Annotated in this window: 22 protein-coding genes, 1 tRNA gene and 4 pseudogenes; 17 read left to right on the top strand and 10 right to left on the bottom strand. The window is 61.4% G+C overall.

Annotated elements, in window-relative coordinates:
• Together ABSY17_RS13905 and ABSY17_RS13900 are read left to right on the top strand one after the other, a co-directional pair.
• Window positions 1-921 (top strand): LysR substrate-binding domain-containing protein, encoded by a 921-nt coding sequence (locus ABSY17_RS13905; protein WP_378951666.1) that lies wholly within the window; start codon window positions 1-3, stop codon window positions 919-921.
• A 146-nt stretch (window positions 922-1,067) separates the two neighbouring features.
• Window positions 1,068-1,435, top strand: a pseudogene (locus ABSY17_RS13900) (MFS transporter); the annotation flags it as partial.
• 193 nt (window positions 1,436-1,628) lie between these two features.
• On the opposite strand, the gene cax reads toward ABSY17_RS13900, so the two are convergent.
• Both cax and ABSY17_RS13890 read right to left on the bottom strand, forming a co-directional pair.
• Entirely contained in the window at window positions 1,629-2,723 is a 1,095-nt protein-coding gene (gene cax / locus ABSY17_RS13895) for a calcium/proton exchanger (protein ID WP_378951663.1), read from the bottom strand.
• A gap of 195 nt (window positions 2,724-2,918) precedes the next feature.
• A complete protein-coding gene (locus ABSY17_RS13890) occupies window positions 2,919-3,236 on the bottom strand; it encodes an ATPase inhibitor subunit zeta (RefSeq protein WP_378951660.1) in 318 nt (105 codons plus the stop codon).
• 594 nt (window positions 3,237-3,830) lie between these two features.
• On the opposite strand from ABSY17_RS13890, the gene dsbD reads away from it, so the two are divergent.
• Entirely contained in the window at window positions 3,831-5,582 is a 1,752-nt protein-coding gene (gene dsbD / locus ABSY17_RS13885) for a protein-disulfide reductase DsbD (protein ID WP_378951658.1), read from the top strand.
• The gene (locus ABSY17_RS13880) at window positions 5,579-6,379 is read left to right on the top strand and encodes a TlpA family protein disulfide reductase (RefSeq protein WP_378951655.1); all 801 of its coding nucleotides are present in this window, start codon (window positions 5,579-5,581) and stop codon (window positions 6,377-6,379) included. The genes dsbD and ABSY17_RS13880 overlap by 4 nt, the downstream gene beginning before the upstream one ends.
• 50 nt (window positions 6,380-6,429) lie before the next feature.
• Here ABSY17_RS13880 and ABSY17_RS13875 read toward each other — a convergent pair whose 3' ends face one another.
• The 3 genes from ABSY17_RS13875 to ABSY17_RS13865 all read right to left on the bottom strand — a co-directional run bounded on the left by ABSY17_RS13875 (window position 6,430) and on the right by ABSY17_RS13865 (window position 8,611).
• A complete protein-coding gene (locus tag ABSY17_RS13875) occupies window positions 6,430-7,137 on the bottom strand; it encodes a L,D-transpeptidase (RefSeq protein ID WP_378951652.1) in 708 nt (235 codons plus the stop codon).
• Between the two features lie 95 nt (window positions 7,138-7,232).
• A complete protein-coding gene (locus ABSY17_RS13870) occupies window positions 7,233-7,928 on the bottom strand; it encodes a L,D-transpeptidase (RefSeq protein WP_378951649.1) in 696 nt (231 codons plus the stop codon).
• A gap of 71 nt (window positions 7,929-7,999) precedes the next feature.
• Entirely contained in the window at window positions 8,000-8,611 is a 612-nt protein-coding gene (locus ABSY17_RS13865) for a DsbA family protein (protein WP_378951646.1), read from the bottom strand.
• A 140-nt stretch (window positions 8,612-8,751) separates the two neighbouring features.
• Here ABSY17_RS13865 and ABSY17_RS13860 point away from each other — a divergent pair, with 140 nt between their 5' ends.
• Entirely contained in the window at window positions 8,752-9,414 is a 663-nt protein-coding gene (locus ABSY17_RS13860; protein WP_378951643.1) for a response regulator, read from the top strand.
• Window positions 9,414-10,817 carry an ATP-binding protein gene (locus ABSY17_RS13855; RefSeq protein WP_378951640.1) on the top strand — a complete coding sequence of 468 codons (1,404 nt, stop codon included), beginning with the start codon at window positions 9,414-9,416 and terminating at the stop codon, window positions 10,815-10,817. Before ABSY17_RS13860 ends, ABSY17_RS13855 begins: the two co-directional genes overlap by 1 nt.
• A 383-nt stretch (window positions 10,818-11,200) precedes the next feature.
• Here ABSY17_RS13855 and ABSY17_RS13850 read toward each other — a convergent pair whose 3' ends face one another.
• The gene (locus ABSY17_RS13850; RefSeq protein WP_378951637.1) at window positions 11,201-11,623 is read right to left on the bottom strand and encodes a helix-turn-helix domain-containing protein; all 423 of its coding nucleotides are present in this window, start codon (window positions 11,621-11,623) and stop codon (window positions 11,201-11,203) included.
• A gap of 94 nt (window positions 11,624-11,717) precedes the next feature.
• On the opposite strand from ABSY17_RS13850, the gene ABSY17_RS13845 reads away from it, so the two are divergent.
• The 3 genes and pseudogenes from ABSY17_RS13845 to ABSY17_RS13835 all read left to right on the top strand — a co-directional run.
• Window positions 11,718-12,911 carry an MFS transporter gene (locus ABSY17_RS13845; RefSeq protein WP_378951634.1) on the top strand — a complete coding sequence of 398 codons (1,194 nt, stop codon included), beginning with the start codon at window positions 11,718-11,720 and terminating at the stop codon, window positions 12,909-12,911.
• Window positions 12,912-13,097: 186 nt separating this feature from the next.
• The gene (locus tag ABSY17_RS13840; protein WP_378953038.1) at window positions 13,098-13,322 is read left to right on the top strand and encodes a hypothetical protein; all 225 of its coding nucleotides are present in this window, start codon (window positions 13,098-13,100) and stop codon (window positions 13,320-13,322) included.
• A gap of 117 nt (window positions 13,323-13,439) precedes the next feature.
• Window positions 13,440-14,642 (top strand): annotated as a pseudogene (locus ABSY17_RS13835) (GMC family oxidoreductase); the annotation flags it as partial.
• A gap of 73 nt (window positions 14,643-14,715) precedes the next feature.
• On the opposite strand, the pseudogene ABSY17_RS13830 reads toward ABSY17_RS13835, so the two are convergent.
• The 3 genes and pseudogenes from ABSY17_RS13830 to ABSY17_RS13820 all read right to left on the bottom strand — a co-directional run.
• A pseudogene (locus tag ABSY17_RS13830) lies at window positions 14,716-14,937 on the bottom strand (kinase); the annotation flags it as partial.
• 589 nt (window positions 14,938-15,526) lie between these two features.
• Window positions 15,527-15,616, bottom strand: a tRNA-Ser gene (locus ABSY17_RS13825).
• Between the two features lie 428 nt (window positions 15,617-16,044).
• A complete protein-coding gene (locus ABSY17_RS13820) occupies window positions 16,045-17,115 on the bottom strand; it encodes an acyltransferase family protein (protein WP_378951631.1) in 1,071 nt (356 codons plus the stop codon).
• Window positions 17,116-17,687: 572 nt separating this feature from the next.
• Between ABSY17_RS13820 and ABSY17_RS13815 the strand changes: the two genes are divergently transcribed.
• The 8 genes and pseudogenes from ABSY17_RS13815 to ABSY17_RS13780 form a co-directional block, all read left to right on the top strand.
• Entirely contained in the window at window positions 17,688-18,992 is a 1,305-nt protein-coding gene (locus tag ABSY17_RS13815; protein ID WP_378951628.1) for a septal ring lytic transglycosylase RlpA family protein, read from the top strand.
• Window positions 18,993-19,159: 167 nt separating this feature from the next.
• Window positions 19,160-20,275 carry a D-alanyl-D-alanine carboxypeptidase family protein gene (locus ABSY17_RS13810; protein WP_378952667.1) on the top strand — a complete coding sequence of 372 codons (1,116 nt, stop codon included), beginning with the start codon at window positions 19,160-19,162 and terminating at the stop codon, window positions 20,273-20,275.
• 121 nt (window positions 20,276-20,396) lie between these two features.
• Window positions 20,397-21,068, top strand: a complete 672-nt coding sequence (tmk, locus tag ABSY17_RS13805; RefSeq protein WP_378951625.1) for a dTMP kinase — start codon at window positions 20,397-20,399, stop codon at window positions 21,066-21,068.
• The gene (locus ABSY17_RS13800; protein ID WP_378952664.1) at window positions 21,065-22,120 is read left to right on the top strand and encodes a DNA polymerase III subunit delta'; all 1,056 of its coding nucleotides are present in this window, start codon (window positions 21,065-21,067) and stop codon (window positions 22,118-22,120) included. The genes tmk and ABSY17_RS13800 overlap by 4 nt, the downstream gene beginning before the upstream one ends.
• Before the next feature lie 87 nt (window positions 22,121-22,207).
• Window positions 22,208-23,752, top strand: a complete 1,545-nt coding sequence (metG, locus tag ABSY17_RS13795) for a methionine--tRNA ligase (RefSeq protein ID WP_378951622.1) — start codon at window positions 22,208-22,210, stop codon at window positions 23,750-23,752.
• 12 nt (window positions 23,753-23,764) lie between these two features.
• Window positions 23,765-24,547 carry a TatD family hydrolase gene (locus ABSY17_RS13790; RefSeq protein WP_378951619.1) on the top strand — a complete coding sequence of 261 codons (783 nt, stop codon included), beginning with the start codon at window positions 23,765-23,767 and terminating at the stop codon, window positions 24,545-24,547.
• 3 nt (window positions 24,548-24,550) lie between these two features.
• Window positions 24,551-25,366: an MBL fold metallo-hydrolase gene (locus ABSY17_RS13785; RefSeq protein ID WP_378951616.1), complete on the top strand. Its 816-nt coding sequence runs from the start codon at window positions 24,551-24,553 to the stop codon at window positions 25,364-25,366.
• Window positions 25,367-25,598: 232 nt separating this feature from the next.
• Window positions 25,599-25,706, top strand: a pseudogene (locus ABSY17_RS13780) (IS30 family transposase); the annotation flags it as partial.
• A 73-nt stretch (window positions 25,707-25,779) separates the two neighbouring features.
• On the opposite strand, the gene ABSY17_RS13775 reads toward ABSY17_RS13780, so the two are convergent.
• Window positions 25,780-26,913 carry a hypothetical protein gene (locus ABSY17_RS13775; protein WP_378951613.1) on the bottom strand — a complete coding sequence of 378 codons (1,134 nt, stop codon included), beginning with the start codon at window positions 26,911-26,913 and terminating at the stop codon, window positions 25,780-25,782.
• Window positions 26,914-26,932: the final 19 nt, after the last annotated feature.

The following is a 26,932-nucleotide window of genomic DNA, read 5'->3' as shown; positions in this document are numbered from 1 at the left end:
ATGCGCCTTGCACACCGACAGCTTGAGATCTTCCATTCGCTTATGCAGACGCTGAACGTTACAGAAACAGCAAGCCTGTTATGCTCTTCGCAACCGACCATAAGCCGGGAGTTAAAGGAGCTTGAGGCATTGCTCGGCTTTCCCCTCTTTCACCGGCAGAACCGACGCCTTGAACCCAGCCAGCAAGCAATTGCGCTTAACGTTGTCGTCCAGCGTTCGTTCGTCAGCATTGAAGAAGTTACTCGTACCGCCAGAGCGATACGCGAAGACAGCTTTCAGCGCGTGTCCGTCGCTTGCCTGCCCGCTTTTGCCCATGCTCTGATCCCGCAGGTGGTCGAGCATTTCCTTGCTGAGTTTCCCAACACGTCGATCAAGATCCATTCACTGGAGGAGTCTGCGCTCACGCGCGACCTGGTGAGCAAGTTTTTCGACATCGGTATTGTCGAAGGCAGATTCGATCGCACTCCGTCCACCACGTTGGAGCTTTATGCAGGCGATCTGTTGTGCATCATGCCGTCATCGCATGTGCTCACCCAATACGAGGTTCTGGAGACCGAACATTTTGAAGGTCATGACTTCATCTACTATTCGGATGAAGATTCTTATCGCCGGCAGGTGGATGCGCACTTCGAAGCGGCGAGTGTAAGACGCAAGCTCCTGGTCGAAACCACGACGGCAACTTCAATTGGCTCTCTTGTCCGCGCAGGGATCGGCCTTTCCATCGTAAACCCGTTGACGGCCCTCGCATTTCGCGGGGACGGGATTGTCGTACGCCCGTTGGCCCAGCCCATCGCCTACCATGTCAATGTCTGGCAACCCGAACCGTCCAAGCGCGGCGTATTTGGCGTCCATTTTGTCAGGGCGATCGAAATGGCTGTTGCGGCAGCGGTGACAACCCTTTCCGCCAGCGGATTGTGCTGATATCGCAGCATCAAATTGACGCGCTGACGCGGGGACTGCCTGTGATACCTGGCCTCCTGCCGGTGATCCCAACGCTGAGAAGATCGTTTGCGCCGGTGTGAACTTGTGTTTGGCAGCCTCGTACTTCGCAGCGGTGCTGCTGGCCCGTCGGACTCGTGAACACCATGGTCTTCACGCACCTGCCGTCCAGCATGTTCCTGATCCTGACCGCGTTCGCGCCGACTGCGTCGGCCGCGTTCGGCTACTGATCCTGCGGGGGCTGCTCTCCCAGATGGATGTGCCGACCCGGTCGTCTTACGTCATGGCCGCGGTGACGCCGGAGGAGCGCCCTGCCGCCGCGAGCGTGACGGCGGCCCCGCGGAGCCTTGCTGCCGCAGTCGCTCTGCTGCCGTCTGGGTAGCTGCTGACCGTATCACCCTTCGGCTGGCCGCTCATCCTCGCAGGCGCCCTCAAGGCGGCCTACGACCTAGCCCTTCTACGGCGGTTCTCGGACATCAAGCCGCCGGAGGAGTGGAATGCTGAGAACCTCCGACGCCGGTCATCGGTTGCACTGAATGACTTCAGTAGGTACGTCGCCTCTTGGTCAGTTCACGACGATTCTCGCGCCGACCTGAATGTCTGCTTCTGACAATCCGAGCCTCGAAGCTGCCGGTCCGCTCGCCGGCCCCATGGCGGACACTAGGCGGCCATTCGGCGACGTATCAAAGTCACGGCACTTGCGGCGGCAGCAGATATAACGTGATAGCAAAGACCGCGTAGACGAATATCAAAAGGACGCCAACGAACCAAGCCGAACGTCCGCCACTTGTGATGAACGCCGCGACAAGTGTGGCAACAAAGACCATCACTACTGCGCCGGGCCAGAATTGCAGATCCATCGGCGTCGGTCCGATGGCATAACTAAAAAGCACGAGCACGGGACCGACGAATAGCGCGATCTGGGACGCGCTCCCCAGCGCAATCCCCACACTCAGGTCGAGTCGGTTCCTGCGTGCCGCGGAAAACGCCACCGCCATTTCCGCGGTAGCACCGACGAGTGCCACGACAATAAAACCGACAAACGCCTGGCTCATGCCGAATGTCTCTGCCGCCTTCTGCACCGACTCGACGAAAATCTCGCTCACTAACGCCACGAAAACCGTTGCTACGGCAAGCGTGACCAGGGCTAGCCCTATCGGCCAGGCAGGTTCGCCCGTTTCCGTGTGCTCTGCGCCGGAAAAGATTTCGCGATGTGTCTTAAGCGAGAACAGCAAGCCCAATGCATATCCGGCAATCAGCAGGACGGCCAAGGCGACGCTGAGCTTCTGGGTCAAAGCGGCGCCCGGCAGCAAGTCGGCTTGGGCGATCGCCGAAGGACTTATGAGCGCAATTGTAGCTAGAAAGAGCAAAGCTGCGTGCAGGCGGGCGGTAGGCCGATTGAACTCTTGGAGATGGTGCTTGAGGCCTCCGAGAAGAAAGGATGCTCCAAGCATGAAAAGCGTGTTGGTAACAATAGCGCCGGCTATGGAGCCTTTCACCAGCGTATACTCCCCCGCCCGGAGAGCCGCCCCCGCAATGACCAGCTCGGTCAGGTTTCCAAGCGTAGCGTTGAGCAGCCCGCCCGCAGCGTCGCCAGTCTTTTCTGCGATAGATTCGGTAGCATGACTGAGCAAGGCGGCAAGCGGCACGATCGCGAGCACTGAGAGGACGAACAGAAGCGTGTGCGCGTTGGGGAGCAGTTGCGCAGCGACCAACGCCACCGGCACAAGTACCAGGAGCCAGAGCAAAGGGTTATGGCGGAGCTCCTTGAGCAGCAGGTCCAAGTTTCACGACCCTCCTCTGATTTTTCGCTACTGTCGTGCCAATGCTCTCCGTAGAAATTCAAAAATGACCGCAGTCGACCACGAAGCTATGCCGGTGAGCATGGATGCGTCGTAATCAAAATGGATAGCTGAGCAAAATTCCCTGACAGCCTTGGAAAAAGGGACTCGGATTGGGAACGCACCTCGGTGAGGTTGTCATTTCAGCACAAGATTGCGCACGATCTGTACCATAGCGCCGTCGTGAGCATCTCCTGTTCGTTTGCCGCTCGACGCTTGGAGCCAGGACTCATTCATGATGCGTCGAATTTCCTCGTCGGATTCGACCACGCCCGCGGCGTTGAAATCTTCGCGAATTTTGCTAGCCACGTCGCAGTAATCAAATGCGCGCATGCCGAGATCGGTCGAATAGGCGTCAGCGCTTTCGCCCACAAGCCCCAACTTTTCCGCGGCCCACACCCCAAGGAGCATGTTGCGGCGCACTATTCGCTGGGTGTTTTCATCGAGGTTGGGCATTGGAAATGCACCTAGCTGGCTCGGCTCACGTCACAAACAGTTATGGCCGCCATCCAACTCATCATCGTCGAAGTCGTCGTCCGAGTCGACGAATTTCAGCCATAATGGTCGCACGGTAGGCGGAAGGACACACGGTAAGACATACAACAGAACCCACGGCGTCACGCTCCCCCGCCGGGCTCACCGACTATGTCGATACTGCCGTTCGTTCCATCGAACTCTCTCAATCGTCGGATAGGCTCCATGTTCGGGAGGGGAGGCCTCGGACATGACGTCTTATGATCCAAAACGTCCGCTTTTTGGCCCTCTACGCCAAAAGCTGCCAGTCCTCGGTCGGCCCCCTTCTACCCGTCGTTAATGAGCGCTATCGCATAGGCCGTTTGCCAGCATCCTCCAAGCGGTGCGCTCTTGTTCACGCAGGCGCTTCGAATTTGTCCCCGTGCTGCCGACACGACCGCCAGGTACAAGCACACGATGCTGGCATGCCGGGCTTGATGGACGTGCTATGGGGCAGGTGGAGTAGCCGGCAGCCGCACCCTTAAGCGCCACTTAAGCTGCGCCCGGAACCTCAGTCGAGACAGAATGAGGTTCCGCATGATCAAAACGATAGCCGCGATAGTCACAGCCCTGTGCCTGGGAACGGGTGCTGCCAGTGGGATGCCGGCGGAGCCCATGGCGGTCGACAAGGCATTCGTGCTCGAGGCCTCCAGGGCAGACCATGGCACGGCGCTGACCTGGCAAGTCGCTGACGGCTACTATCTCTATCGCGACCATTTCAGGATCTCGGTGAACGGAGAAGACGTTGTCTTTGACGTTTCAGAAGGCGTCGAGAAGAGCGATCCAGGCTTCGGTGATGTTGAAGTCCTGTATCACCAGGCGAAGGTAACCGTGCCTGTGCGGAGCGGGACGGCGCAAGTCACCTTTCAAGGATGCCAGGACGGCGGCATCTGCTATCGGCCGGAAGTCCGCTACGTCGACCTGGCATCGCTCGAAATTCAGGCCGAGCCCGCGGCGAGGTCAACGGTCGATAGGGGAGGCGATGGCGCGTCGCTCGCAGATGCGGGAATTGTCCTTGCGGATGACGCCGACCCATCGTCAGCGATCTTGAGGGGCAGCAATCCGGTCTGGATCGCCATCTCATTCCTCGGGTTTGGCCTGCTTCTGGCCTTCACACCCTGCGTGTTCCCCATGTACCCCAGCGTGCTTGGAATGCTCGGACGGGGCGGCGCGGGCTCGAGTGCCACCAGAGGGTTCGTCCTGTCCTCCGCCTACGTGCTTTCGCTGGCATTCGCTTTCGGACTGGTCGGCGCTGTGGTTGGCTGGACAGGGCAGAACATACAGTTCGCGCTCCAGTCGCCGCTGACTACGTTGGTCATGGCCGTCCTATTCGTCGTGCTGGCCGCCGCGAGCTTCGGCGCATTCGAGCTGCAGTTGCCAAATTTCGTCACGTCGCCCGCATCGAAGCTCCAGGCGGGGCAGGGCGGTTCGGTAGGGCAGGCCGCCGCACTCGGCTTCACCTCTTCGCTGATCGTTGGTCCTTGCGTGACGGCACCCCTCGCAGGCGCGCTGCTCTACATCGGCCAAGGCGGAGACTGGCGCGTTGGCGCGCTCGCCCTGTTCATGCTTGGCCTGGGCAAGGGCCTGCCGCTGATAGCCCTCTCGACGTTAGGAAGCAGGCTATTGCCGAAGGCAGGCAGATGGATGGAGACGGTGCGCCGGCTGTTCGGCTTCGCCTTCATCGGAATGGCGATCTGGATCGCGACGCCGCTGATGCCCGTGGGGTACGACGTGGCGCTCTACGCGATGCTGGCGCTTGTGCTGGCCGCCGACCTGGTCGTGCGGGCACGCATTCGTTCCTCAAAGACGGCGACACTGGTGATCGCCATTGTGGCCGGTGGCGGCCTTGTCGGCCTGGTCGCCGACGGCATCGGGATCACAAAGGCGACGGCGCGGATATCGATCACCTCGCAAGTCCCGCCGAAATCGCCGCTCACCTTCCACAAGGCACGTTCGGCAGCAGATCTCGTCAAGGAATTCCAGGCCGCAGACGGGAAGCCCCTGCTGGTCTATGTCATGGCCGACTGGTGCGTCATCTGCAGGACGATCGAGCGGTCCGTGCTGCCGGACGCCGAAGTGGTGGCGGCACTGGAGGGCATGAGGCTCGTCAAGCTCGACGTCACGGAATTTGACGAGGAATCCCAAGCCGTCCTTAGGCAACTGAAGGTCGCAGGCCCCCCGACGATGGTGTTCTTCAGCGTCTCCCGCCGCGAGGTGGCCGACACCCGCCTTGTGGGGGAGGTCTCCGTCGCTGCCGTCGCCCGCTCGGCAGGACTGGCCTCCCGATGAACGCGGTCTCCATCGGGCCGCTGGTCCTGGCTGCCGACAGGGCAAGCGCGATTGCCGGAATCATGGCTTTCCTTGTGGTTTCGGGGCTGATCGCCAGAAAGCTGGACGAGTCCCTGGCGAAGTGGTCATCCTTTGCCCTGTTTGCGGGACTTGCGGCCGCCAGAGCCGGACATGTGGCGATCCATTGGGATACGTTCTCGCTGGAACCGTCTCGCATCCTCGCCTTATGGCAGGGCGGGTTCTACTGGCCAGCAGGCGTGGCCGCCGCGGTGATGCTGCTCTTGCCCCTGGTTCGGGACAGCATTGCCAAGGCTGCGGGCCTTGCCAGTCTCGCGGCCGGCCTGTTCGTCTGGCACTCGGCCATGCTGCTTACGAGCGGCGTCGAAGCTATCCCGCTTCCGGGGCAGCCCCTCCATACTCTCGCCGGCGATGGCGTTTCTCTCATGGGTCTTGGCGAGCAGCCGATGGTGATCAATCTCTGGGCGAGTTGGTGCCCACCTTGTCGGCGGGAGATGCCAATGATGGCAACAACCGCCAAAGCCACGGAAGGGATCACTTTTGTCTTCGCGAACCAGGGCGAGGATGCACCACGCGTGCGATCATACCTGGCCATGGAGGGCATCGACCCGCCGAACCTTTTGCTCGACAGACTCGGCACCCTTGGATGGCATTACAAGGCGATAGGCATGCCCGCGACGCTTTTCATCGGCCGCGACGGCAGGCTCGTGGACGCGCATATCGGGGAGATCTCGAGAGAAGTCTTCGAACGCAAGATTGCTGACCTGCATCGCGACTGAAAGGGCGGTCCTTTCGGCCACCCTCGACCATCTCCGGCCGATCGCAGGGCTCAGCCAACAAGAAGATGCGCCATTGTCGGATCCGGGATGACGACAAGCTTACTGCCGTCCCGGACCTGATCGTGAAGGTGGATTATATCATGGTTCAGCAGGCGGATGCAGCCGGAGGAGACTGCCTTGCCGATCGAGAATGCCTCCTGTGTCCCGTGCAGGCGATAGATCGTGTCCCGGTTGCCTTCATGGATGTAAAGCGCACGCGATCCGAGGGGGTTGGTCAGTCCCGGACCCATGCCACCGTTGGCGATGCTGTACGGTTCGAGCGCGGGCTGCCTTGCGACCATTTCGTCCGGAGGGGTCCAGCGTGGCCACTTGCGCTTGTAGGCGACTCGCGCCGAGCCCGACCAGGCGAACCCATCCCTGCCAACGCCGATGCCGTATCGGGTCGCACGGCCGCCTTTCTGAACGTGGTACAGGTACTTCGCAGGCGTATCCACGACCAGCGTGCCAGGCACCTCGTCGGTCGGGTAATCGACTTCCGTTCGCCAGAACCGCTGGTCGATCTGGGAGATCTTCACCTCCGGAATCGGGAACTGTTCATCCGGCATCGCGGCGTACATCAACGGGACCACGAACTTCGGCGTCGGAGACGCTGGCTGGGCTGCGGGCATGCGCGCCGGTGCCGACATGCATCCCGACAAGGCCAAAGAGCCTGCTCCGACGAGCATCGCACGCCTCGAAATCGAAATTGGTGGTTTCATTGTCACTCCATCTGCGGTCAAATTTTCCCGGCGATCAGGCGGAGAAACGGGCTGCAGCTTAAACCCAGCTTAAGGCTGCAGCCCCTGTGTCGAGATCAAAGGACCACGATCTTGGCCCCAGGCCTTACCCGGTCATGCAGGTCGATGATGTCCTGGTTGAGCAGCCGGATGCAGCCGGCCGAGACGGCCCGGCCGATGGACGAAGGGTCGTTCGTGCCATGTACCCGGTAGTAGGTGTCGACGCCGTTCTGGTGCATGTAGAGCGCACGCGCGCCCATGGGGTTCGCCGGGCCGCCGTCGATCCCGCCACGGTGACGCTCGTACTGCGCGGGGTTGCGTTTGATCATGTTCGGCGTCGGTGTCCAGCGGGGCCATGAGGCCTTATGCGCGATCACGGCTTCGCCGCCCGGGAACGCTCGCGCCACCGGCCCGACGGCGACAGCGTAGCGGATCGCCTGGCCGCCAGGCAGAACGAAGTAGAGGAAGCGGGTCGTCTGGTCGACGACAACGGTGCCGGGTACCTGGGTCGTCGGGTAGTCGACCACCTGCCTCACAAGTTCAGGCTTCATCCCGGCAGCGTTCACTGCCGCTATCCGGAAGCCTTTGTCGTCCATTTCCCGGTACATGGTGACCGGATCGCGTTCCGCAGGCTGAAAAGCCGCGATTGGAGCCGCATTGGCAGTGACTATAGTGGCTGCAGTTTCCGGATCAGACGACGTCGAGCACCCCGACAGTGCGACGGCGACCAGGATCGCGAGCGGAACGCTTCGCGAGTATGCAATGAAACGCAAATTTGCCCCCTTGGCAGTCCGCGGCCGGGCCTCCGCCCACCACGATCGTATGTGTATGGTTTGGCTGAAGCTCAGCCGTTCTTGTCTTTCTGGCTTGCCCGCGCGTCGGCGATGACCTGCTTGAAGCCGTCGTAGTCGAGCACGGAGAGGCGGAAGGGCCCGATGAGAAAGCTGGGAGTTCCAGTCAGGCCGAGGGCATCTCCCTGGGCCATGTTGCGCTTGATCAGATCTTCGATCTCCCCGCTCCGGGCACTGAGATCGCTGTCGAGGCGTGCCAAGTCGATACCGGCATCGCCGAGCGCCGACCGCATCTGGTCGGCCGCGATGCCGCTGCCGGGAATTCCCATCAGGGCAGCGTGAGCGGCTTCGTATTTTCCCTGGTGGTGCGCGGCGAGCGCGAGCCGCGCACCGTCGATGGATGTCGGCCGTATCACCGGCCAATCCTTGTAGACGTGCCGGATGTGCCCGTCTTCCTCTATGACCCGAGCAAGGATCGGAGCCACCTGCTTGCAGTACGGGCAGTTGTAGTCGGTGAAGTTCACGATCGTGACGTCGCCGTTCGGGTTTCCTCCGGTCGGTGCGGCCGGATCGTTGAGGATCATCTCCTTGGTGACCTCGATACCCTGGGCCCGCGCCAGGCTTCCCGTGGTCAGCAGGCCGATCGCGCCGCCAAGCACCGCCATCGCCCCTCTGCGCGTAAATGCCGACATTCTTTTGCTCCATCCTGTGGGGTAAGTGGCTGCGTCGTCCCGTTACTACCTTAAGGCTGGCTTAAGGTAGGGCAGGTGGCGAATGGGATGTCGAAAGGAGCCATGGGCAACGGATGAGAGTGCTGGTCCTAGAGGATGACGAGGTTCTGTTGAACGGACTGCAGGTGGGGCTTGGGATGGCGGGCTTCACCGTCGAACCGGTGATGTCCTGCGCCGACGCGTCCGCAGCGCTCCGTGCGGCCGCATTCGATGCGGTGGTGCTCGACCTCATGCTCCCCGACGGATCAGGGCTCGATGTTCTCGCCGAGATGCGGAAGCGACGGTCGCCAGAACCGGTGCTCCTGCTGACGGCGCGCGACGGCGTGTCCGATCGCATCGCAGGCCTCGATGCGGGGGCTGACGACTATCTTGGGAAGCCTTTCGACCTGGACGAAGTGGCCGCCCGGCTCCGCGCGCTGATCCGGCGAGCAAGCGGCCATTCATCCGCGACCCTGCAATGGGGCGAGATCATCCTCGACCCAGCCAGCATGGCGGTTTCGCGAGACGGCGAGCCGATGCGGCTGTCGCGGAGGGAGTTCTCTATCCTTCATGCGCTGATCGACCGGCCCGGCCAGATACTCTCGAAGACCCAGCTCGAGGAGCGTCTGTACGGGTGGCAGGAGGACATCGAGAGCAACGCGATCGAGGTTCACGTTCACAATCTGCGGGCCAAGCTTGGGCCGGGCGTGGTCGAGACGGTACGCGGCGTTGGCTACCGCCTGTCGGATGCGGCCTGATGAACTCGATCCGCACTCGCCTGTTCCTGATCCTGATGCTGACCACGGGCGTGGTCTGGATTTCGGCCGCAGCCTGGATTTCCCTCAGCACCCAGGCGCAGGTCCAGCGCGTGCTGGATGCGCGGCTCAGCGAGGCTGCGCGCATGGTGAGCTCCCTGCTCGCGAGGCAGGAACTGGCGGCACTGCCTGATCGCTCGCTCATTCCGGACATGGTGGTGTCGCATCCCTCCTACGACAGGCAGCTCGCCTGCCAGATATGGGCGCTTGACGGCACGCTGGTGAGCCACTCGGACGGAGCGCCCTTGCAGTCAATGGCTCCAGGCGGATCCGGCTTCTCAGAAACGATGGTCAACGGCGAAAAGTGGCGGGTCTACACAGTCGAGAACGCCGAACTCGGCATGCGGGTGCTCGTGGGAGACAGTCTCAGCGTGCGGGACAGCCTTGTGGCGGATGTGATCCGGGGACTTGCGGTGCCGGGCCTGTTCATTCTTCCTGTACTGGCCGGACTGATCTGGTTGAGCGTCCGGAAGGGATTGGCGCCACTGAGTTCCCTGGCGCGGTCACTGGAGTCTCGGTCCGCATCCGACCTCAGCGCTCTTAAAGAGAGTGGCAGCTCGTCGGAGATCGCACCGATGGTCCGGTCCCTGAACGGGCTTTTCGCGCGTGTCGAAGCCGCCCGGGAACGCGAGAGGGACTTCACTGCCTTCGCCGCCCATGAACTGCGCACGCCGATCGCCGGGCTGAAGACGCAGGCGCAGGTCGCGCTCGCGAATTCTGACCAAGCCGTCCGGGAGAACGCGCTCAGACAGATTGCCGTCGGAGTCGACCGGACCGCGAGGCTGATACGTCAACTGACCGATCTCACCAACGCAGAGAGTGGGGAGTTCGGTGAGGGAGACAATGCCGTGCGCGTCGGCTGCGCCCTGGAAGCTGTCGCCAATGACCTCGCTCAGCACCATCCGAAGAAGTCGCCAATCATCCTTGCCAAGGAGTTGTTCCCGGTCACGCTGTCGGTGAACGGCTCACTGTTCATGCTAACCGCTAGAAATCTTCTCGAAAACGCCGTCCTGCATTCCCCTCCCGGCCACCCGGTAAACTGCTGGCTGCAGCGGGATGCGAACGCCGTCGTCGTGGGAATCGACGACGCCGGTCCAGGGATCCCCAATGACGAGCTTCACAAGGTTCGAGACCGGTTCTTCAGGGGGCGCAACAAGACGTCGATGGGATCCGGCCTTGGCCTCGCAATTGCCGAAATGGCGCTCAAGCGCATCGGAGGGGAGTTGCATCTGGAGAATCGTCCGGAAGGGGGCCTGAGAGCGAAAATCCGCTTGCCGGGGAGTGCCCTCGCCACCCGAAACCCGAATGCGCGTACAAGTACGGGGCGCATGCTGCCGGGGGCCTAGCCATCAGGGCCCCTCGAGAGGTTCAAGTCATAGGGTCACGGCCAGTCCACTGACATGCGCGACGAAAACTCGAGGTGCCCCCAATGCAACCATCAGTAGCGGTCAATTACGAGCATCCGGTCAGGCAGCTCGGTGACCGTCCGCTTCAGCACCCTGTCAACCAATCAGCCGTTCCGCTCTTGATGAGGTGGATGGCTCTCTGCCCCCTGCGGCATAGGCGGGGGGCTAGTGCTGGAGGAGAGCTGCCATGGGCATTGCTGCGGGGCAGCAACTGAAGCTGCCAGTCGGCAACGCGCCCCAATCCACACTTTCGCGGCAGGTCTCCTAGTGTCTGCAATCGGCTCAAACCAAAATCCGCAATCGCGGGCCGATCTGACTTATGCTCATGCCCTCGTTGGCGTTTTCCGAGGCTTTGCAATTTTGGACGCTGTGTTTAGGAGCTTACGGAATGTCGGGCATTCGAGATGGCTCGGTGCCCTGCAATCGGCGACATGCCGAAGCGTGTCGCGCAAAACGCGCAGCCCAGCCATCTGTCTCCCCAAGTCGTCCGCCTTGGCACGCAGTTCCTCCCTCGGCAATTCCAACTGGCCGTCCTGCCCAAGGATCGCTGCGATTTCGGTGAGTGAGAAACCTGCCGTTCTGCCGAGCGCGATCAGGGAGAGCTTCAACAGGACGTCTCCGTCGAACTGTCGCCGCAACCCATGCCGGCCGAAGGATCTGATAAGCCCAATCTCCTCGTAGTACCTCAGGGTCGAGGGCCGTACGCCGGCGCGCTCCGCTACCTCGCCAATATCCATCATTTTCATGCTTGACCTCAAGTTGGCTTGAAGTCGTAGCATCTCTTGCGACGGCAATTGCGGCAAGGGAAATAAGATGGAGAGCATATCAAGAACGACTGAAATGGCGATCTGGCGGGATAGCCGCGCAGTCGCGCTGTTGATGGCGGCAACGCTAACGGTGATGGCAAACGCGACGATCAGCCCCGCGCTCCCCGGATTGCAACAACTGTTCGCAGACGATCCCCATTCGGCATTGCTGACGCGGCTCCTGGTCACGGCCCCTTCGTTGAGCATTGCGCTCCTAGCTCCATTGGTGGGGCTTGCCGTGGACCGGATCGGGCGACGCGTTCTGCTACTTGCCGGCATCATGCTTTTTGTGATCGCAGGCAGCGCCGGGTTGTACCTTCCCAACTTGCCCACGATCTTCCTGAGTCGCATTGTACTGGGGATCGCCGTCGCGTTTATCATGACCGCGCAGACGGCGCTGGTCGGCGATTATTTCGCTGGTGAGGCCCGGAGTGCGCTGACCGGATTGCAGATCTCGGCGCGAAACTTTGGCGGCCTGGTTTTCATACTGCTGGCGGGCTTGGTCGCGGCGGTATCGCCACGATGGGTCTTCGGTGTTTACGGGTTGGCCCTGCTGGTGCTGCCGATTGCATGGACGGTGATCGTGGAGCCGCGGCGGACGCTTTCAGTCGGCCACGTTGCCTATACGTCCGGATCGGAGGAGCAGCGGAAATGGCGTCTGCCATTTCTTGGTCTGGTCGTCCTGCAGTCGGCAACGAACATGTTCTTCTTCATCATGCCGACGCAGTTACCGTTCTTCCTCGATGCCAAGGGCTATAGCAGTGCCGCCATGACGGGCATGACGCTCAGCGTGCTGATGCTGAGTGGCGGCAGCGTGGCGTTGGCCTACTCCCGGATACAGCGGGCTATCGGCTACGCTGGTGTCTATGCAATCGGGTATGCCGCCATGGCGTCCGGTTTCCTGCTGCTGGTGACATCGTCAGCGGCGCCTTTGCTCACCTTGGCTGGCGCTGCTCTGATCGGTGCGGGTTATGCGGCGGTTTCGCCGACATTTGTTGCGCTGACACTCGCTCTTGCGCCACCGCATCGCCGGGGGGTAGCCGGCGGCGTACTGACGGCCTCGGTGTTCACCGGCCAATTCATCTCGCCGCTGCTCAGCACACCGGTGATCATGACCGCTGGTTATGAGGGGCTTTTCCTGGACGCAGCCGTGCTTCTGGCGAGCATGGCGGCGATCGCTCTGGGCGGCACGCTCCTGCAAGCCCGCGACACGCGGCCATTCAGATGACATGATTTGGCGCGTCCACCAATTTGTAGCAGACGACCTCTTGAAGCCGCGACAAGGCGCTTGCTTTGACATGTGCGCGTTCAAGAATGTCTGCTCAGAGTCAGGCAAGCTGACTCGCGGGCGCGTGCTTGGGTTCTTCGAGAATCTGCCCCGATGCCTCGTCGGGCGCAGTAGGTGAAGCCCTACTTGAAGCCGCAGAAGAACGACGCGGCTGATGCCGCGGCCATTTCCGGGGCGGTGAGCCGGACCATGCGCTTCGTGGCGGTGAAGGCGCCCGAGCAGCAGAGTGTGATGATGCTACCTAGCCTAAAGGACGTTGTAGCCTCTCTCAAGTCGGAGATCGGCCGGCTCGGTTTCACGTATCTATTCGAACCCATCTCCGGCAAGCTGTCACGGAATTCTCGTTCTTGACAGCACGTTCGGACAGGCAGAGCATCTTTCCATTGCCACGGAAAGGAGGTTCAGCACGGAACCACCTCCGAACTTGGCTCGATGATCGCTGCGGCATCCGTGCGGAATGGCGCGGCGTCATCCGGACATGGCAAAGGCGGCGAGTGGCGGGTCGAACGCCAGCGCCTGTCCTGGCCGATCCTCGACGCCTTCCGCGATGCCGCCGAGGAGATCGGCGTCCCCCGCACCGATGACTTCAACCAGGGCACCAATGAAGGCTCCGGTTATTTCGAAGTGAACCAAAAGAAGGGCGTGCGCTGGAACACCTCGAAAGGGTTCCTCAGGCCAATCCTCAACCGGCCCAATTTGCGCGTTATCACCGGCGCCGAGACCGAGCGGCTGGTGATCGACGGGCGGCAGGTGTGCGGTGTCGTCTTCAGCCTCGATGGCAAGCTGTTTGAGGCGAAGGCCGGGGAGACTATCCTTGCCGCCGGTGCGATCAATTCGCCGAAGATCCTGGAGCTGTCGGGTATCGGCCGGCCTGATGTGGTTTCGGGCCTTGGCATCGATGTAGCGCACCGGCTCGACGGTGTGGGCGAGGGGCTGCAGGATCATCTGCAGATCCGCACCGTCTTCAAGGTGAGCAATGCCGCGACGCTGAACCAGCGCTACCACAATCTGTTCAGCCGCGCGGCGATGGGCATCGAATATGCGCTCAAGCGCTCCGGCCCGCTGTCGATGGCACCCAGCCAACTCGGCATCTTCGCCCGCAGCGATCCGCGGCTCGAGACGCCCGACCTTGAATACCACGTCCAGCCGCTCAGCACCGACAAGCTCGGTGAACCGCTGCACCGCTTTCCGGCGGTCACCGTTTCGGTGTGCAATTTGAGGCCGGAAAGCCGGGGCACGGTGCATGCTGTGTCAGCCGATCCACGCGCGGCGGCCGCGATCCGTCCGAACTATCTGTCGACCGACGGCGACCGCGACGTCGCCATCGCTTCGATCCGCCACGTGCGTAAGCTGATGTCGACCGCGGCCATCAAGCGCTTTGCGCCGGAGGAGATACTGCCCGGACCGGCAGTCGCGAGCGATGCCGACGTGCTGCGCAAGGTCGGCAACATCGCAACCACGATCTTCCACCCCGTCGGCACCTGCAAGATGGGCTCGGATCCCTTGTCAGTGGTCGACACGCGTCTCAGGGTCCACGGCCTGTCCGGCCTGCGCGTCGTCGATGCGTCGATCATGCCGTCGATCGTCTCGGGCAACACCAATTCGCCGGTCATCATGATCGCGGAGAAGGCGTCGGAGATGATCCTCGCAGATTGCGGTTTGAGCGGCTGACGGGTTTTGTTGCAAGGGGGGAGCGTCGCCTTAACATTTTCGGCGGTATTTTCCGGCATGAGTTCGAACCGCCGAAGGCCGTTTCAGTTCCAACATCGGCTGCGCCGCGCGCACGCCGATGGGAAAGTCTGAAGACATAACGTTCTCCAGTTGCTGTTACGACAAGATAAACATCATTCAGCCCACGTTGGAGCATTCGGCAGGAGAGCGGCCGTGCGAGCGGATAGTGCTTGATGATGAACCGTTCGATGGCCTCAACTTGCGGTGTCGAGTAAAGCGCATCGAAATCGATTATGGTCGGCACTCGCTTCGAAGAAAGCTCCGCGCTTGCTTTCTGCGACAGGTATGACCCACGAAAATCGCCACACGCAAGCTCTGCTTTCAGCGGCATGGCCTCCCTACGAGCGACTGTAATGAGGTCGTATGCCGAATGGCAGGTATCACCTGGGCGGCTCCTGAAACCGGACAGTCCGGTATCGGCCCCGAACACGGCATTTATAGATCGCTCTGACGAGGGCGGCTCCTGGCGCTAGCTGCTCGACGAATGGCAACATTCCACCCATTCGCGACTTCACCAGGATGCGGCACGAATGGCAGCAACCGGTCGCTTCCAAGCATACCAGTTAGACTTCAGGTGCGTTCGTCGAGCGAAAGATCTGCCAACTTCGTAGAATCGAACAACCGGTAAGTTATTGAAATTGCGAGGCTCAAAACCTGTGAACCAGAAATGCGAGGTTCACAGCTTTGGAGAATACGGGGCAAGAGAACGGCAGCCCAGCTGGAATCGCGGACGGCGCGGTTGACAGCTTGAGTCGCAAAACCCGCTGCCCTGCGAGATTAATGCGTGCTCAGTTCGTCTCAGAGAATGTTGGGGCAGGGGCTGTTGGCGGAGGGAGTGGGATTCGAACCCACGGAGAACTTGCGCCCTCGACGGTTTTCAAGACCGTTGCCTTAAACCACTCGGCCATCCCTCCAACTAGCTAACTTTGTTGAGCTTTCAGCCTGTGAGAACATTCTCAGCATCGGCCTTTGCTGCACACTTGGCAACTATTTGGTTTTCCGACTTGCGCTTATAGCTGCCTGCAACGCGGCGTCAACCTGCTGTGCGGCATCTGCCTGCATTCCAGGCATGACGTGCGAGTGGAGATCGAGGGGGATGCCAATCCTCGATTGGTCGAGGCGCTCGCTGGCGACCTTCGGATGCTCGCTGGCCGAGAGCATTTATCTCCTGAAATCGCACACAATGCGATGCAGTCCATGATGCGCACAACATTGAGCGGGCAAGAGGTTCCGGCGTGCAGTGCAGTGAAGATTGCACTTCAGAAAATCGCAGGCGCCCAAGCACAAGAGCAGACCTCGCGACAAGACATCACAAAAGTGGCAGGAAGAAATAGCAGGGGCGCTACGTCTGGGGCTGCCCGCGCTGGGAGCCTCGTATCAGATCAGGGTCATGGCGTCTGAATGGCATCGCCAGCAGCCGAGCCAGAGCGTGTCGGTTTAGCACGCATCGCTCTTCGAACAAATGCCATGTCATGTAGCCAAGTGCGATCGTGATCACCAGCGCGGCCGCCATCGAAGCGTAAAACCCGTCAATGGCCAGCAGCGTCAGTTGCTGCACCGGGAAGGCAAAAATGTAGACCCCATAGGATGCGTCACCATACTTGCCGAATGGGGCGGCCCATCGTGTCAGGCTAAGGGCGATGACCAGCATGGAGAATGTCAAGGCAAGGGCCGGATTTGCCGCAGGGAATACGAAAATTGAAAGTCCTGCGCCCGCCAACGCCACCACTGCAACGATGGATAGCCGATGCGATATCAGCGGCCATAGAGAGGCAAGCAGGGCCCCTGCAAAAAAGTAGCTACCGAGCTTGCCGAGTGCGATCGCGCCAAACGCCATACTAGCTACTCGCACGTGCTCGCCAGGAGTGGCCAGCATCCACAGTGCTCCGGCGGCGACGAAGGCTAAAGCCACCCCGGCGAGGCGCAAGCGCGGCGTCAGCAGGAAGATCGCAAAGAGCGCGACATACAGCCAGAATTCATAGGGCAATGTCCACAGCGACCCGTTCGGTCCCGGCTGCGGGCGCCCTTCAAGGACGCCTGGTATAGTGAACTGCACGCCACGAAAGAACATCAGCAGGTTGTTTTTGACGTATCCGACATGCGCAGCCAACTGGTCAAAGTTTCTGAACCAGAGCATCATCACCAGCGATGTGAGAACCAACGCAAATGCGAGGTTCGGCATCAGTCGCGCCAAGCGAGCCGCAAAGAACTCGTTCCATCGGGCCGACCGTTCCAGGCTCTGATAGATTAGAAAGCCGCTCATTGCGAAAAATACGCAGACGGCAACGCCGCCAAGGCTGTCCCGGAAGATCGGCATCGCAGGTGCGGTCGCTCCACTCAGCGATTTGTGATGGCTGACCAAAACGGCGACAGCAGCAACGAAGCGCATGAAATCGAATGAATTGTTTCTCATAATTTGCGCGCCCCCCGGACAAGACTTATCCTGCGGCACATCGTGAAGCAATATCGCCCAACTGCGACTTTTTTAATGTAAGTTGATATTGGCGGATGCTTGGAGATGCCGGCGTCCACTAAGCCATGCCTCCTGGAGCACAGCGCGTCCATTCAGACGCGCAAAGGACGCTCTATCACTTTGAATCTGCGCATAATCCTTACTCTAAATCGATATCGATCTACAGGGTTATGCGCCAGGCAGGAAGGGCTGCTGGCCAATACCTTCTTGGCGTGCATTCAGCGCTCGTCGGTGAGCCGCGTCGAGTTGTTCCATCTGGGATCGCTGCAGGCTGCCAAGTTTGTCATGGTACGCCTCCGCGTGCGCCTGTGCGCAGGGCGCACCAGGCGCTTGCCACTTTTGTGCCACATTCCCGCCCGTTTCAGACCAAAGTCGATTAATACGCTGGCAAGCATTTCCTGCGCACAAGGGGACGGGGAACGTGTGCGGAAATTGTTTTTACACCAATGACGTCAATTCACTCTGATTCGATCGTCGGCGGCAAAGTAGTACTGGCAGGGGGCATCGGGACAATGCAGCATTCGATGCGGACGCGTCTCGGTCGCGCAGCAACGGTCACCGTCGTCGCTGCTGCTGCCGCTGTCATTGCCGGATGTGCCGCAAAGCCCACGGAGACGGCCGGCAAGAAGCGCCCGAAAGAATATTTCGCCGAATCCGAGTATGGCGTGAAGGCCAGCCCGCGCGTCACTTCCCAGATGTCCAATCTGCCGCGAGGCGGCGGTCGCGACCAGACCGGCAAGCCCTACAAGGTGCGCGGCAAGTGGTACTATCCCAAGGAAGACAAGCGCTACGCCGCAACCGGCGGCGCCTCATGGTATGGCGATGCGTTCCACGGCCGCTTGACCGCCAATGGCGAGATCTATGACATGACCCACCTGACGGCCGCGCATCCGACGATGCCGCTGCCGAGCTATGCGCGGGTTACCAACACCAAGAACGGCAGTTCGGTGATCGTGCGTGTCAACGACCGCGGTCCCTATTCGGACGGGCGTGTGATCGACCTGTCCAGGCGTGCGGCCGAAATGCTCGACTACGCCCATAGCGGCACCGCCGACGTGAAGGTCGAATATGTCGGCAGGGCGCCCCTCGACGGTCAGGACGATCAGTACCTGCTCGCGTCGTATCGTCCGGGCAAGGGCATGGGCGACCCCACCAATATTGGCCTGCCCGAAGGTGTGATGATTGCCATGAACGGTCCGTCGCCGAGCGTCGGTGTCGGGCAGGCGGCTGCCTTCCCGGTAGCCATGCCAGATGTCGCACCTGTGCCGACAGCGGTGGCGCTCGCCAACAGCGCGCCGGTCGACACGCTTGCCGCGCAAGCCGCGCAGTTCGGAGAGCCGGTGATGGCAGCGCAAGGACAAGGCATCAGCGACGTCGTGCTTCCCGAATTCGGCCCGATCGCGCCTCAGCGTCCTGATGGCATGATGCCCGTTCCGCAGATGCGGATGGCGCTTGCGACCATGTCCTATGCCAGCGAGCCCGTTTCGGGAGCCGCAAAAGCCTTCGATGCACTTGAAGGCAAGGCCATGACATCAAGCGACATCGTCGATTCATGGAAGCGCCTGAACCCGGGTCCGCGCGCCCAGCAGGCGTCCGAGGCCTATGTCGCCGCCGGCACCTTCGACGACCGCGACGAAGCCAGGCGCGTCGCCAAGGCGCTCGCTGCCTATGGTCGCACCTCGGTCGAACAAGCCGATTTCGAGGGCAAGACCTGGTATTCGGTTGATGTCTATCCGAACGGCGGCCTCTCGCTTGATGTCGTGCTCAAGGCGGCGTGGTCGCATGGTGCGCCGGACGCCTTTGCCGTGCACGACTGATCCGGGCTATAGGCGCGTGAACTGTGGCTATCTGCCCGGCCACGGTTGATCCCAGTATTTGAAGCCTGTTAAGTTTACAGCGCTCGACCGGAAAAGCGCAGGGGGCAGTATCTTCCATGTTTTCCAGATTACACGCGCCGCTGACGCTTCTGGCTGGCCTGCTCGCAATGTTGGCCTTTGCCGCTCAGGCTCAAGCGCAACTTTTCGAGACCAAGGCTGCCCAAGCCTACATGATCGATGCCGAGACCGGCACCGTGCTGTTTTCCAAGGATCCCGACAAGCTCATCGCGCCGGCGTCGCTTGCCAAGCTGATGACGATGGAAGTGGTGTTCAACGCCATCAAGGCGGGGCGCTACAAGCTCGACGACACGTTTGCCGTCAGTGAAAACGCCTGGCGCACCGGTGGTGCGGCCTCGCGCGGCTCGACCATGTTCGCGGCGGTCAAGTCGCAGATCAGGATCGAGGACCTGATCCAGGGTGTGACCGTGCAACTCGCCAATGACGGCTGCATCGTGCTGGCCGAAGGCATGGCCGGTTCGGAAGCCAATTTCGCGCTGCAGATGACCGACCGCGCCCGCGAGATCGGCATGGCAAAATCGATATTCAAGAACTCGACCGGAATGCCGGCCGAAGGCCAGGTCACCACCGTTCGCGAACTCGCCGAACTTGGGCTGCATATCTGGCGCGAGTATCCGGACTTCTACAAATATTACGGACTGCCGGAATTCACCTGGAACAAGATCCTGCAACGCAACCGCAACCCGCTGATTGCGATGGATTTCGGTGCCGACGGCATGGTCACCGGCTTCACCGAGGGCGAGGGTTTTTCCATCGTCGGCTCGATCAACCGCGACGGCAGGCGGCTCTTCGCCGCCATGGGCGGCATGGCGAGCGACCGCGAGCGCTCCGAGGAGGCCCGCAAGCTGCTCGACTGGGGCATGCGCGCCTTCGAGAAAACCGAGATATTCGCGGCTGACGAGACGGTCGGCGAGGCGCAGGTCTTCGGCGGCACTAAATCGCATGTACCGCTGGTGGCCCAGAAACCGGTATCTATCTTCCTGCCGATCACCAACCGCGAGCGGCTGGTCGCCCGTGTCGTCTATGACGGCCCGGTGACGGCCCCGGTCGAAAAAGGCACCCCGATCGGCACGCTGAAAGTGTGGATTGGCGACACGCTGAGCCAGCAAACGCCACTATTCGCGGCCGAATCGATCGGCGTCGGTTCGCTGCAGAGCCGTGCCTTCGATGCCGTCAAGGAACTTGCAGTCGGCTGGCTGCGATAGATGCGATAGACCGGTGGACCTTTGCGGCTCTCGAAGATAGAGCTTCAGCACATACATATGCCGTGAGACCGTGCGGTCTCTATATGAGGTCCAACGACGCGGCGGGCAGAAAGGCATCGGAGTGGCGCGCGGCTTCTTCATCACATTCGAAGGCGGGGAGGGCGCGGGCAAGTCGACGCAGATCGAGCGCCTCGCCGCCAAGCTGCGCGACAAGCGTTACGACATCATCGTAAGCCGCGAGCCGGGTGGTTCGCCTGGCGCTGAAGCCGTGCGGCACGTGCTGCTGTCGGGCGCTGCCGAGCCTTTTGGTCCGGAGATGGAGGCACTGCTGTTTGCCGCGGCGCGCTCCGATCATGTCGAGCAGGTGATCCGGCCGGCCGTCGAGCGCGGCGCTGTCGTGCTGTGCGACCGCTTTCTCGATTCTTCCCGGGTATACCAGGGCATCACCGGCAATCTCGATCCCGATTTCATGGCGGCAGTCGAGCGCGTCGCCATCAACGGCATGATGCCGGACCTGACGCTGATCCTTGACCTCGATCCAGCCGAAGGGCTCAAGCGTGCGACGGCACGGCGAGGCGAGGGCATTGCCGACCGCTTCGAGAAGGAGACGCTTGAAGTGCATGAAAAGCGGCGCGAGGCCTTCCTGGCCATCGCCGCAAACGAGCCGGAACGCTGCGTGGTCATCGATGCCGCCCAATCGCCCGAGGCGGTCGAAGCCGCCATCACTGCGGCGGTTTTCGCAGCGCTTGAGGCGCGCGCCTCGGCCGGCAGTCGGGGGAGGGTCGACGCCTGATGTTCGAACGCCTCGCACCTGAGCAGCACGACACGCTCGAGGGCGTGCCGGAGCCTGCTGAGAATCCCCACCTGTTCGGCCACGAGCAGGCCAAGGCTATGCTTGCCGGCGCGTACCGAGCCGGCAAGCTGCCGCATGCGCTGATCCTTGCCGGGCCGGTCGGCATCGGCAAGGGGACGCTGGCGTTTCACCTTGCCCATCACCTGCTCAGATACCCTGATCACCGAACCGCGCCCGAAACGCTGGCGGGCCCTGATCCGCTATCCGCTGTGTTTCGGCAGGTTGCGACGGGCGCTCATCCAGGGGTGCTGCACCTTACCCGCCCGCAGAACGACAAGACAAAGGGGTTCAAGACCGTCGTCACCGTCGACGAGATCCGCAAGGTGTCACGCTTCCTGTCGATGACCTCGCATGACGGCAGCTACCGTGTCGTGATCGTCGATCCAGCCGACGACATGAATGTCAATGCGGCCAACGCGCTACTGAAGAACCTCGAGGAGCCGCCGGCGCGCACGCTGTTCGTCCTCATCGTTCATGCGCCAGGCAGCCTGCTACCTACGATCCGCTCGCGCTGCCAGACGATCCGGCTGACGCCGCTGGATCGCCAAGAAATTCTCGCAGCCCTCGATAGTGCCGGGCAACCTGCACCTGAAGAGCCCGATGCGCGATCAGCGCTAGTCGAGCGGGCAGGGGGCAGTGCCCGCGCCGCGATCCTGCTCACGCAATATGGCGGGCTGGAGATTGCCGATGCGCTCGACAAGATAGTTTTTTCGGGTCGCACGGACATTGCCGCGACACACAAGCTGGCCGATGCGGTGGCCGGCAGGGACAGCGCCATCCAGTTCGAGATCTTCAACCGCCGCGTGCTGGACCTGCTTTCCGACACGGCGACGGAGGCTGCGCGCAACTCCGAGCTTTCGCGTGCGAAGGCGCTGTCGGATGCTTGGCACGATGCACAAAACGCTATATCTGAGACCGAAACCTACAATCTCGATCGCAAACAGCACGTATTGACTATGGTCGACCGCCTGAATGCCGCAATGCGAATGTGACGCTCGTTCGTGCCGGGTGGCAATCGCCGTCCCGATGCGTTATCTGACCGCCACCCTTTCCATTCCGACATTGACGATGGCCACTCCATGTCCCGCGAAAAATTCTACATCACGACCGCGATTTCCTATCCGAACGGCAAGCCGCATATCGGCCACGCCTATGAGCTGATTGCCACGGACGCGCTTGCCCGTTTCCAGCGCCATGACGGCAAGGACGTATTCTTCCTGACTGGCACGGACGAGCATGGCATCAAGATGCTGCAGACGGCCACCAGGGAAGGTATCTCTGCACGCGAGCTTGCTGACAGAAATTCCAACGAATTCAAGAAGATGACGACGCTTCTGAATGCGTCGAACGATGATTTTATCCGCACGACCGAAGATCGTCATTACGCTGCCTCACAGGCGATCTGGAAGGCGATGGCGGAGAAGGGCGACATCTACAAGAGCAGCTACGCCGGCTGGTACTCGGTGCGCGACGAAGCCTACTACGGCGAGGAAGAGACCGAGGTCCGTCCCGACAATATCCGCTACGGGCCGCAGGGAACGCCGGTCGAATGGGTCGAGGAGGAGAGCTATTTCTTCCGCCTGTCGGCCTATCAGGACAAGCTGCTCGCGCTCTATGAAAGCCAGCCGGATTTCATCGGCCCCAACGAGCGCCGCAACGAGGTCATGAGCTTCGTTCGCTCGGGGCTGAAGGACCTGTCGATCTCGCGCACGACCTTCGACTGGGGTGTACCTGTTCCGGGCGACGAAAAGCACGTGATGTATGTCTGGGTCGACGCGTTGACCAACTACATCACCGCCGCCGGCTATCCTGACACCAGTGCCGAAAGCTGGAAGTACTGGCCGGCCAATGTCCACGTCATCGGCAAGGACATCGTGCGTTTCCATGCCGTCTACTGGCCGGCCTTCCTGATGTCAGCAGGCATCGAACTGCCCAAGCGCGTGTTCGGCCACGGCTTCCTGTTCAACCGCGGCGAGAAGATGTCGAAGTCGCTTGGCAACGTCGTCGATCCCTCGACGATGGTCGAGCACTACGGCGTCGACCAGGTGCGCTACTTCTTCCTGCGCGAAGTCCCGTTCGGCCAGGACGGCAGCTATAGCCACGAGGCGATCGTCAATCGCACCAATGCCGACCTCGCCAACGATCTCGGCAATCTGGCGCAGCGCTCGCTGTCGATGATCGCCAAGAACTGCGGTGGCGCAGTTCCGCAGCGCGGAACGCTGACCGAAGCCGACAAGGCGATCCTCGACCAGGCGGCCGCCGCACTGGAGACCGCGCGGAAGGCGATGGCAGAGCAGGGGATCCATCACGCCCTTGCCGCGATCTTTGCCGTGGTCGCCGAAGCCAACCGCTATTTCGCAGCACAGGAACCGTGGGCGCTCAAAAAGACCGATCCGGCGCGCATGGAGACAGTGCTGTGGACGACCGCCGAGGTCATCCGGCGTGTCGGCATCCTGTGCCAGCCCTTCATCCCGGGCTCGGCATCGAAGCTGCTCGACCTGCTGGCCGTCAGTGATCGCGACTTCATCCATGTCGACGAAGCCCATGCGCTGGTTCCGGGGGCGCCACTGCCCGCACCACAGCCGGTGTTCCCTCGCTATGTCGAACAGGCGGCGGAAAGCTGAGGCCTCAAGACGATGCTGGTCGACAGTCACTGCCATCTCGACTTTCCCGACTTCGCCGAGGAGCGCGCGGCAATCGTCGCGCGCGCCAAGGCGGCCGGCGTCGAGCGTATGGTCACCATCTCGACACGGGTGAAGAAATTTCCAGAAATACTTGAGATTGCTGAGGAATTCGCCGAAGTCTATTGCTCGGTCGGAACCCATCCGCACAACGCCCACGAAGAACTGGACGTAACCGTCTCCGATCTCGTGCGCCTCGCAGCGCACCCCAAGGTGGTGGCCATCGGCGAGGCGGGGCTCGACTATTTCTACGACAAGGCGCCGCGTGACGCGCAGGCCAAGGGCCTGCGCAACCACATCGCAGCAGCTCGCGAGACCGGACTGCCGCTGGTGATCCACGCGCGCAGCGCCGACGACGACATGGCGGCGATCCTCAGAGAAGAAACGGGGAAGGGTGCTTTCCCGTTCATCCTGCACTGCTTTTCCTCAGGTGCAGAACTTGCCCGTATTGGCGTCGAGCTTGGCGGCTACGTGTCGTTCTCCGGCATCGTGACCTTCAAGAATTCGGCCGAACTGCGTGAAATAGCCAAGCAAGTGCCGCGCGACCGGTTGCTGGTCGAGACGGATGCGCCATATCTCGCGCCGATCCCGCACCGTGGCAAACGCAACGAGCCGGCTTTCGTCGCCAACACGGCAGCCGTGCTGGCCGAAACAATCGGGGTCAGTACGGCAGAGATCGCCGAGATCACGACGGCCAATTTCTTTCGCCTGTTCACCAAGATGCCGAAGCCGGCCTGAGCGATGGCGGACATTCTGCGTCTCACCATCCTGGGCTGCGGCTCGTCGCCGGGCACGCCGCGCATTACCGGCGACTGGGGTGCTTGCGATCCCAGCAATCCAAAGAACCGGCGCACCCGCGCCGCGGCAATGGTCGAGCGTATCTCGGATACAGGCACGACGCGTGTCATCATCGATACCGGGCCCGACTTTCGCAGCCAGATGCTCGCCGTCGGCGTCCAGCACATCGACGCCGTGGTCTATACCCATCCGCATGCCGACCACATTCACGGTATCGACGACCTCAGGGGCTATGTGCTCTCGCGCGGCAGCCTGATCGATATTTTCGCCGATGAACCGACGCTTGAGCGCCTCACGCAGTCGTTTGGCTATTGCATCGAAACACCTCCGGGAAGCTCATATCCGCCCATTGTCCGGCCGCACCTGATCGATCACGACCAACCGTTTGCGGTGACGGGAGAGGGCGGTACCCTCACCTTTTTGCCGCTGCCGCAGATCCATGGCGACATCATCTCGCTCGGCTTCCGCGTTGGGCCGATCGCCTACTGCTCCGACGTCAGCGATTTCCCTGAAGCGACAGCTACACGGATGACCGGGCTGGAGCTACTGGTCGTCGATGCACTACAATACCGACCACATGTCAGCCATCTGTCGCTACCCGAAGCGCTCCAGTGGATCGACCGTCTGAAGCCCACCCGTGCCGTGCTGACGCATATGCACGTGCCGCTGGACTACGAGGCCGTCATGGCCGAGACGCCGCCGCATGTCGCGCCGGCCTATGATGGATTGGCTATCGAAATTCCATATCTTTCAGTGTGATACAGGCCGAAGATCAAGCGATACAGTCGCATTGATTGATAGAGGCGTCTGCGGAATCGCGAATTCTTCGCGCGTCGGACCCGGTACGGCTGACACTACCGCACGCACCCCATCATTGTTGCTAGTTCCATAATCTATCTTATGCGACAAACCCGTGTAGCGCGGGTGGGTTCTACCTTGAAGTGCGACTTTGCAGCCATACCAATGGCTTATCGCACGCAAGGAAGCGCAGATGAAACGCACCTACTCGCAGATCGATCTGGATGAGCGGCGCAAGATCGCACGTCGGCGCCAGGCCGGCGTCTGGGTCGAGGTGATCGCCGAGAACCTAACCCGGCATCCACAAGCGTTCCGGGCAGCGGTCGAGCATTTGTCCGTCCGTCCGGCTCTCCCTAAAGGGCCTGCACTGTGATTTATTTGACGGGTACCAGTGCGATGGTCGGTTGAGGCTCCGGTTCAAGCACAGGCTCAGGCTGCGCGGGGGCTGCGGCTGCGGACCGCTGTTGCAACGTGCCCTTGACCTCATCGATCTTGCCTTGGGCGTCGCCGACGCCGAGTACGCTTTTGGCCCAGTCCATGACCTCATCGTTGAGATAGTCGTCGCCATATTCGGCGACGCGGTTGGGGTTGGCTGCGGCAAGCAGGGCCTCCTTGAGGTCGTCTTCGCTGGTGCCCTCGCCTGCTACTTCTGCGGCAGCCTGCGCGTCAGCCAGTTCCTGTTCGACTGCGACCAGATCGTTCGTCGCGGCGATCGCTGCATTCAGTCCGTCCAGCTCCTTCTGGATGGCTGCAGCTTCGGCCTCATCGGCGGGCACCAGCGCCTCAAGTGCCGCCTTGCGGTCAGCAAGTGCAGTCTGGGTGCCGTCCATCAACGCGCTACCGTCGTAGGTCACGATTCCCGCCAGCGCCGCATCAAGTGCGGCCTGAGACTGCGCCGCCTTTTCGGTCGCTGCCGCGGCCGCCTCAGTTGCAAGTTCGGCTTTGGCGGAGTTCAGTACATATTCCCTGACTAGCGCCATCCTAGGTGACTGCGAGTTCAGATAGGCGTGGTAATTGCGGTTGAGCGAATTGAGCCCGGCGAGCCGCGCATGCAGGTTTTTTTCCTTGGCGGGCTTGGCAACCGGTATCGCTATGGATGCCGGTAGCACGTGAGGTGCGCGTGCATTGGGGTTTTGTTTGGCCTTGGCATTCTTCGGCGTCGCATGCTTCGTATCCTGAGCGGCAGTCTTCTTCGACTGCCCGCCGCCGAAGAGCGATTTCATAAATCCGCCGGTAGATGCGGTCTGGACGCCGCCGCCAGATTGGCCTTTGCTCGGTGCCGAAGCCGACTTGCCGTTCGAAGACCCGCCGCCCTTGCCATTGCCGCGGTCACCGCCGTTGCCTCGGTCGCTTCCTCCGCCTTTGTCATTACCGCCGCCTTTTTCGCTCTTGGCATAGGCCGACGCCTTGGCAAATCCCGAATTGGAGGCTGTATCGAACTTTACGGGCAGCGCGCTGATGGCGAGCGCTGAGGCTGCGCCAATGAGGACTTTTCTGCTCGTGACCACAGGAATTTCTCCCTCTCTC

The sequence above is a fragment of the Mesorhizobium sp. ANAO-SY3R2 genome, assembly GCF_042466635.1.
Classification (GTDB): domain Bacteria; phylum Pseudomonadota; class Alphaproteobacteria; order Rhizobiales; family Rhizobiaceae; genus Aminobacter.
Note: the sequence above shows the minus strand (reverse complement) of the source record. Positions and strands in the feature narration are given on the sequence as shown.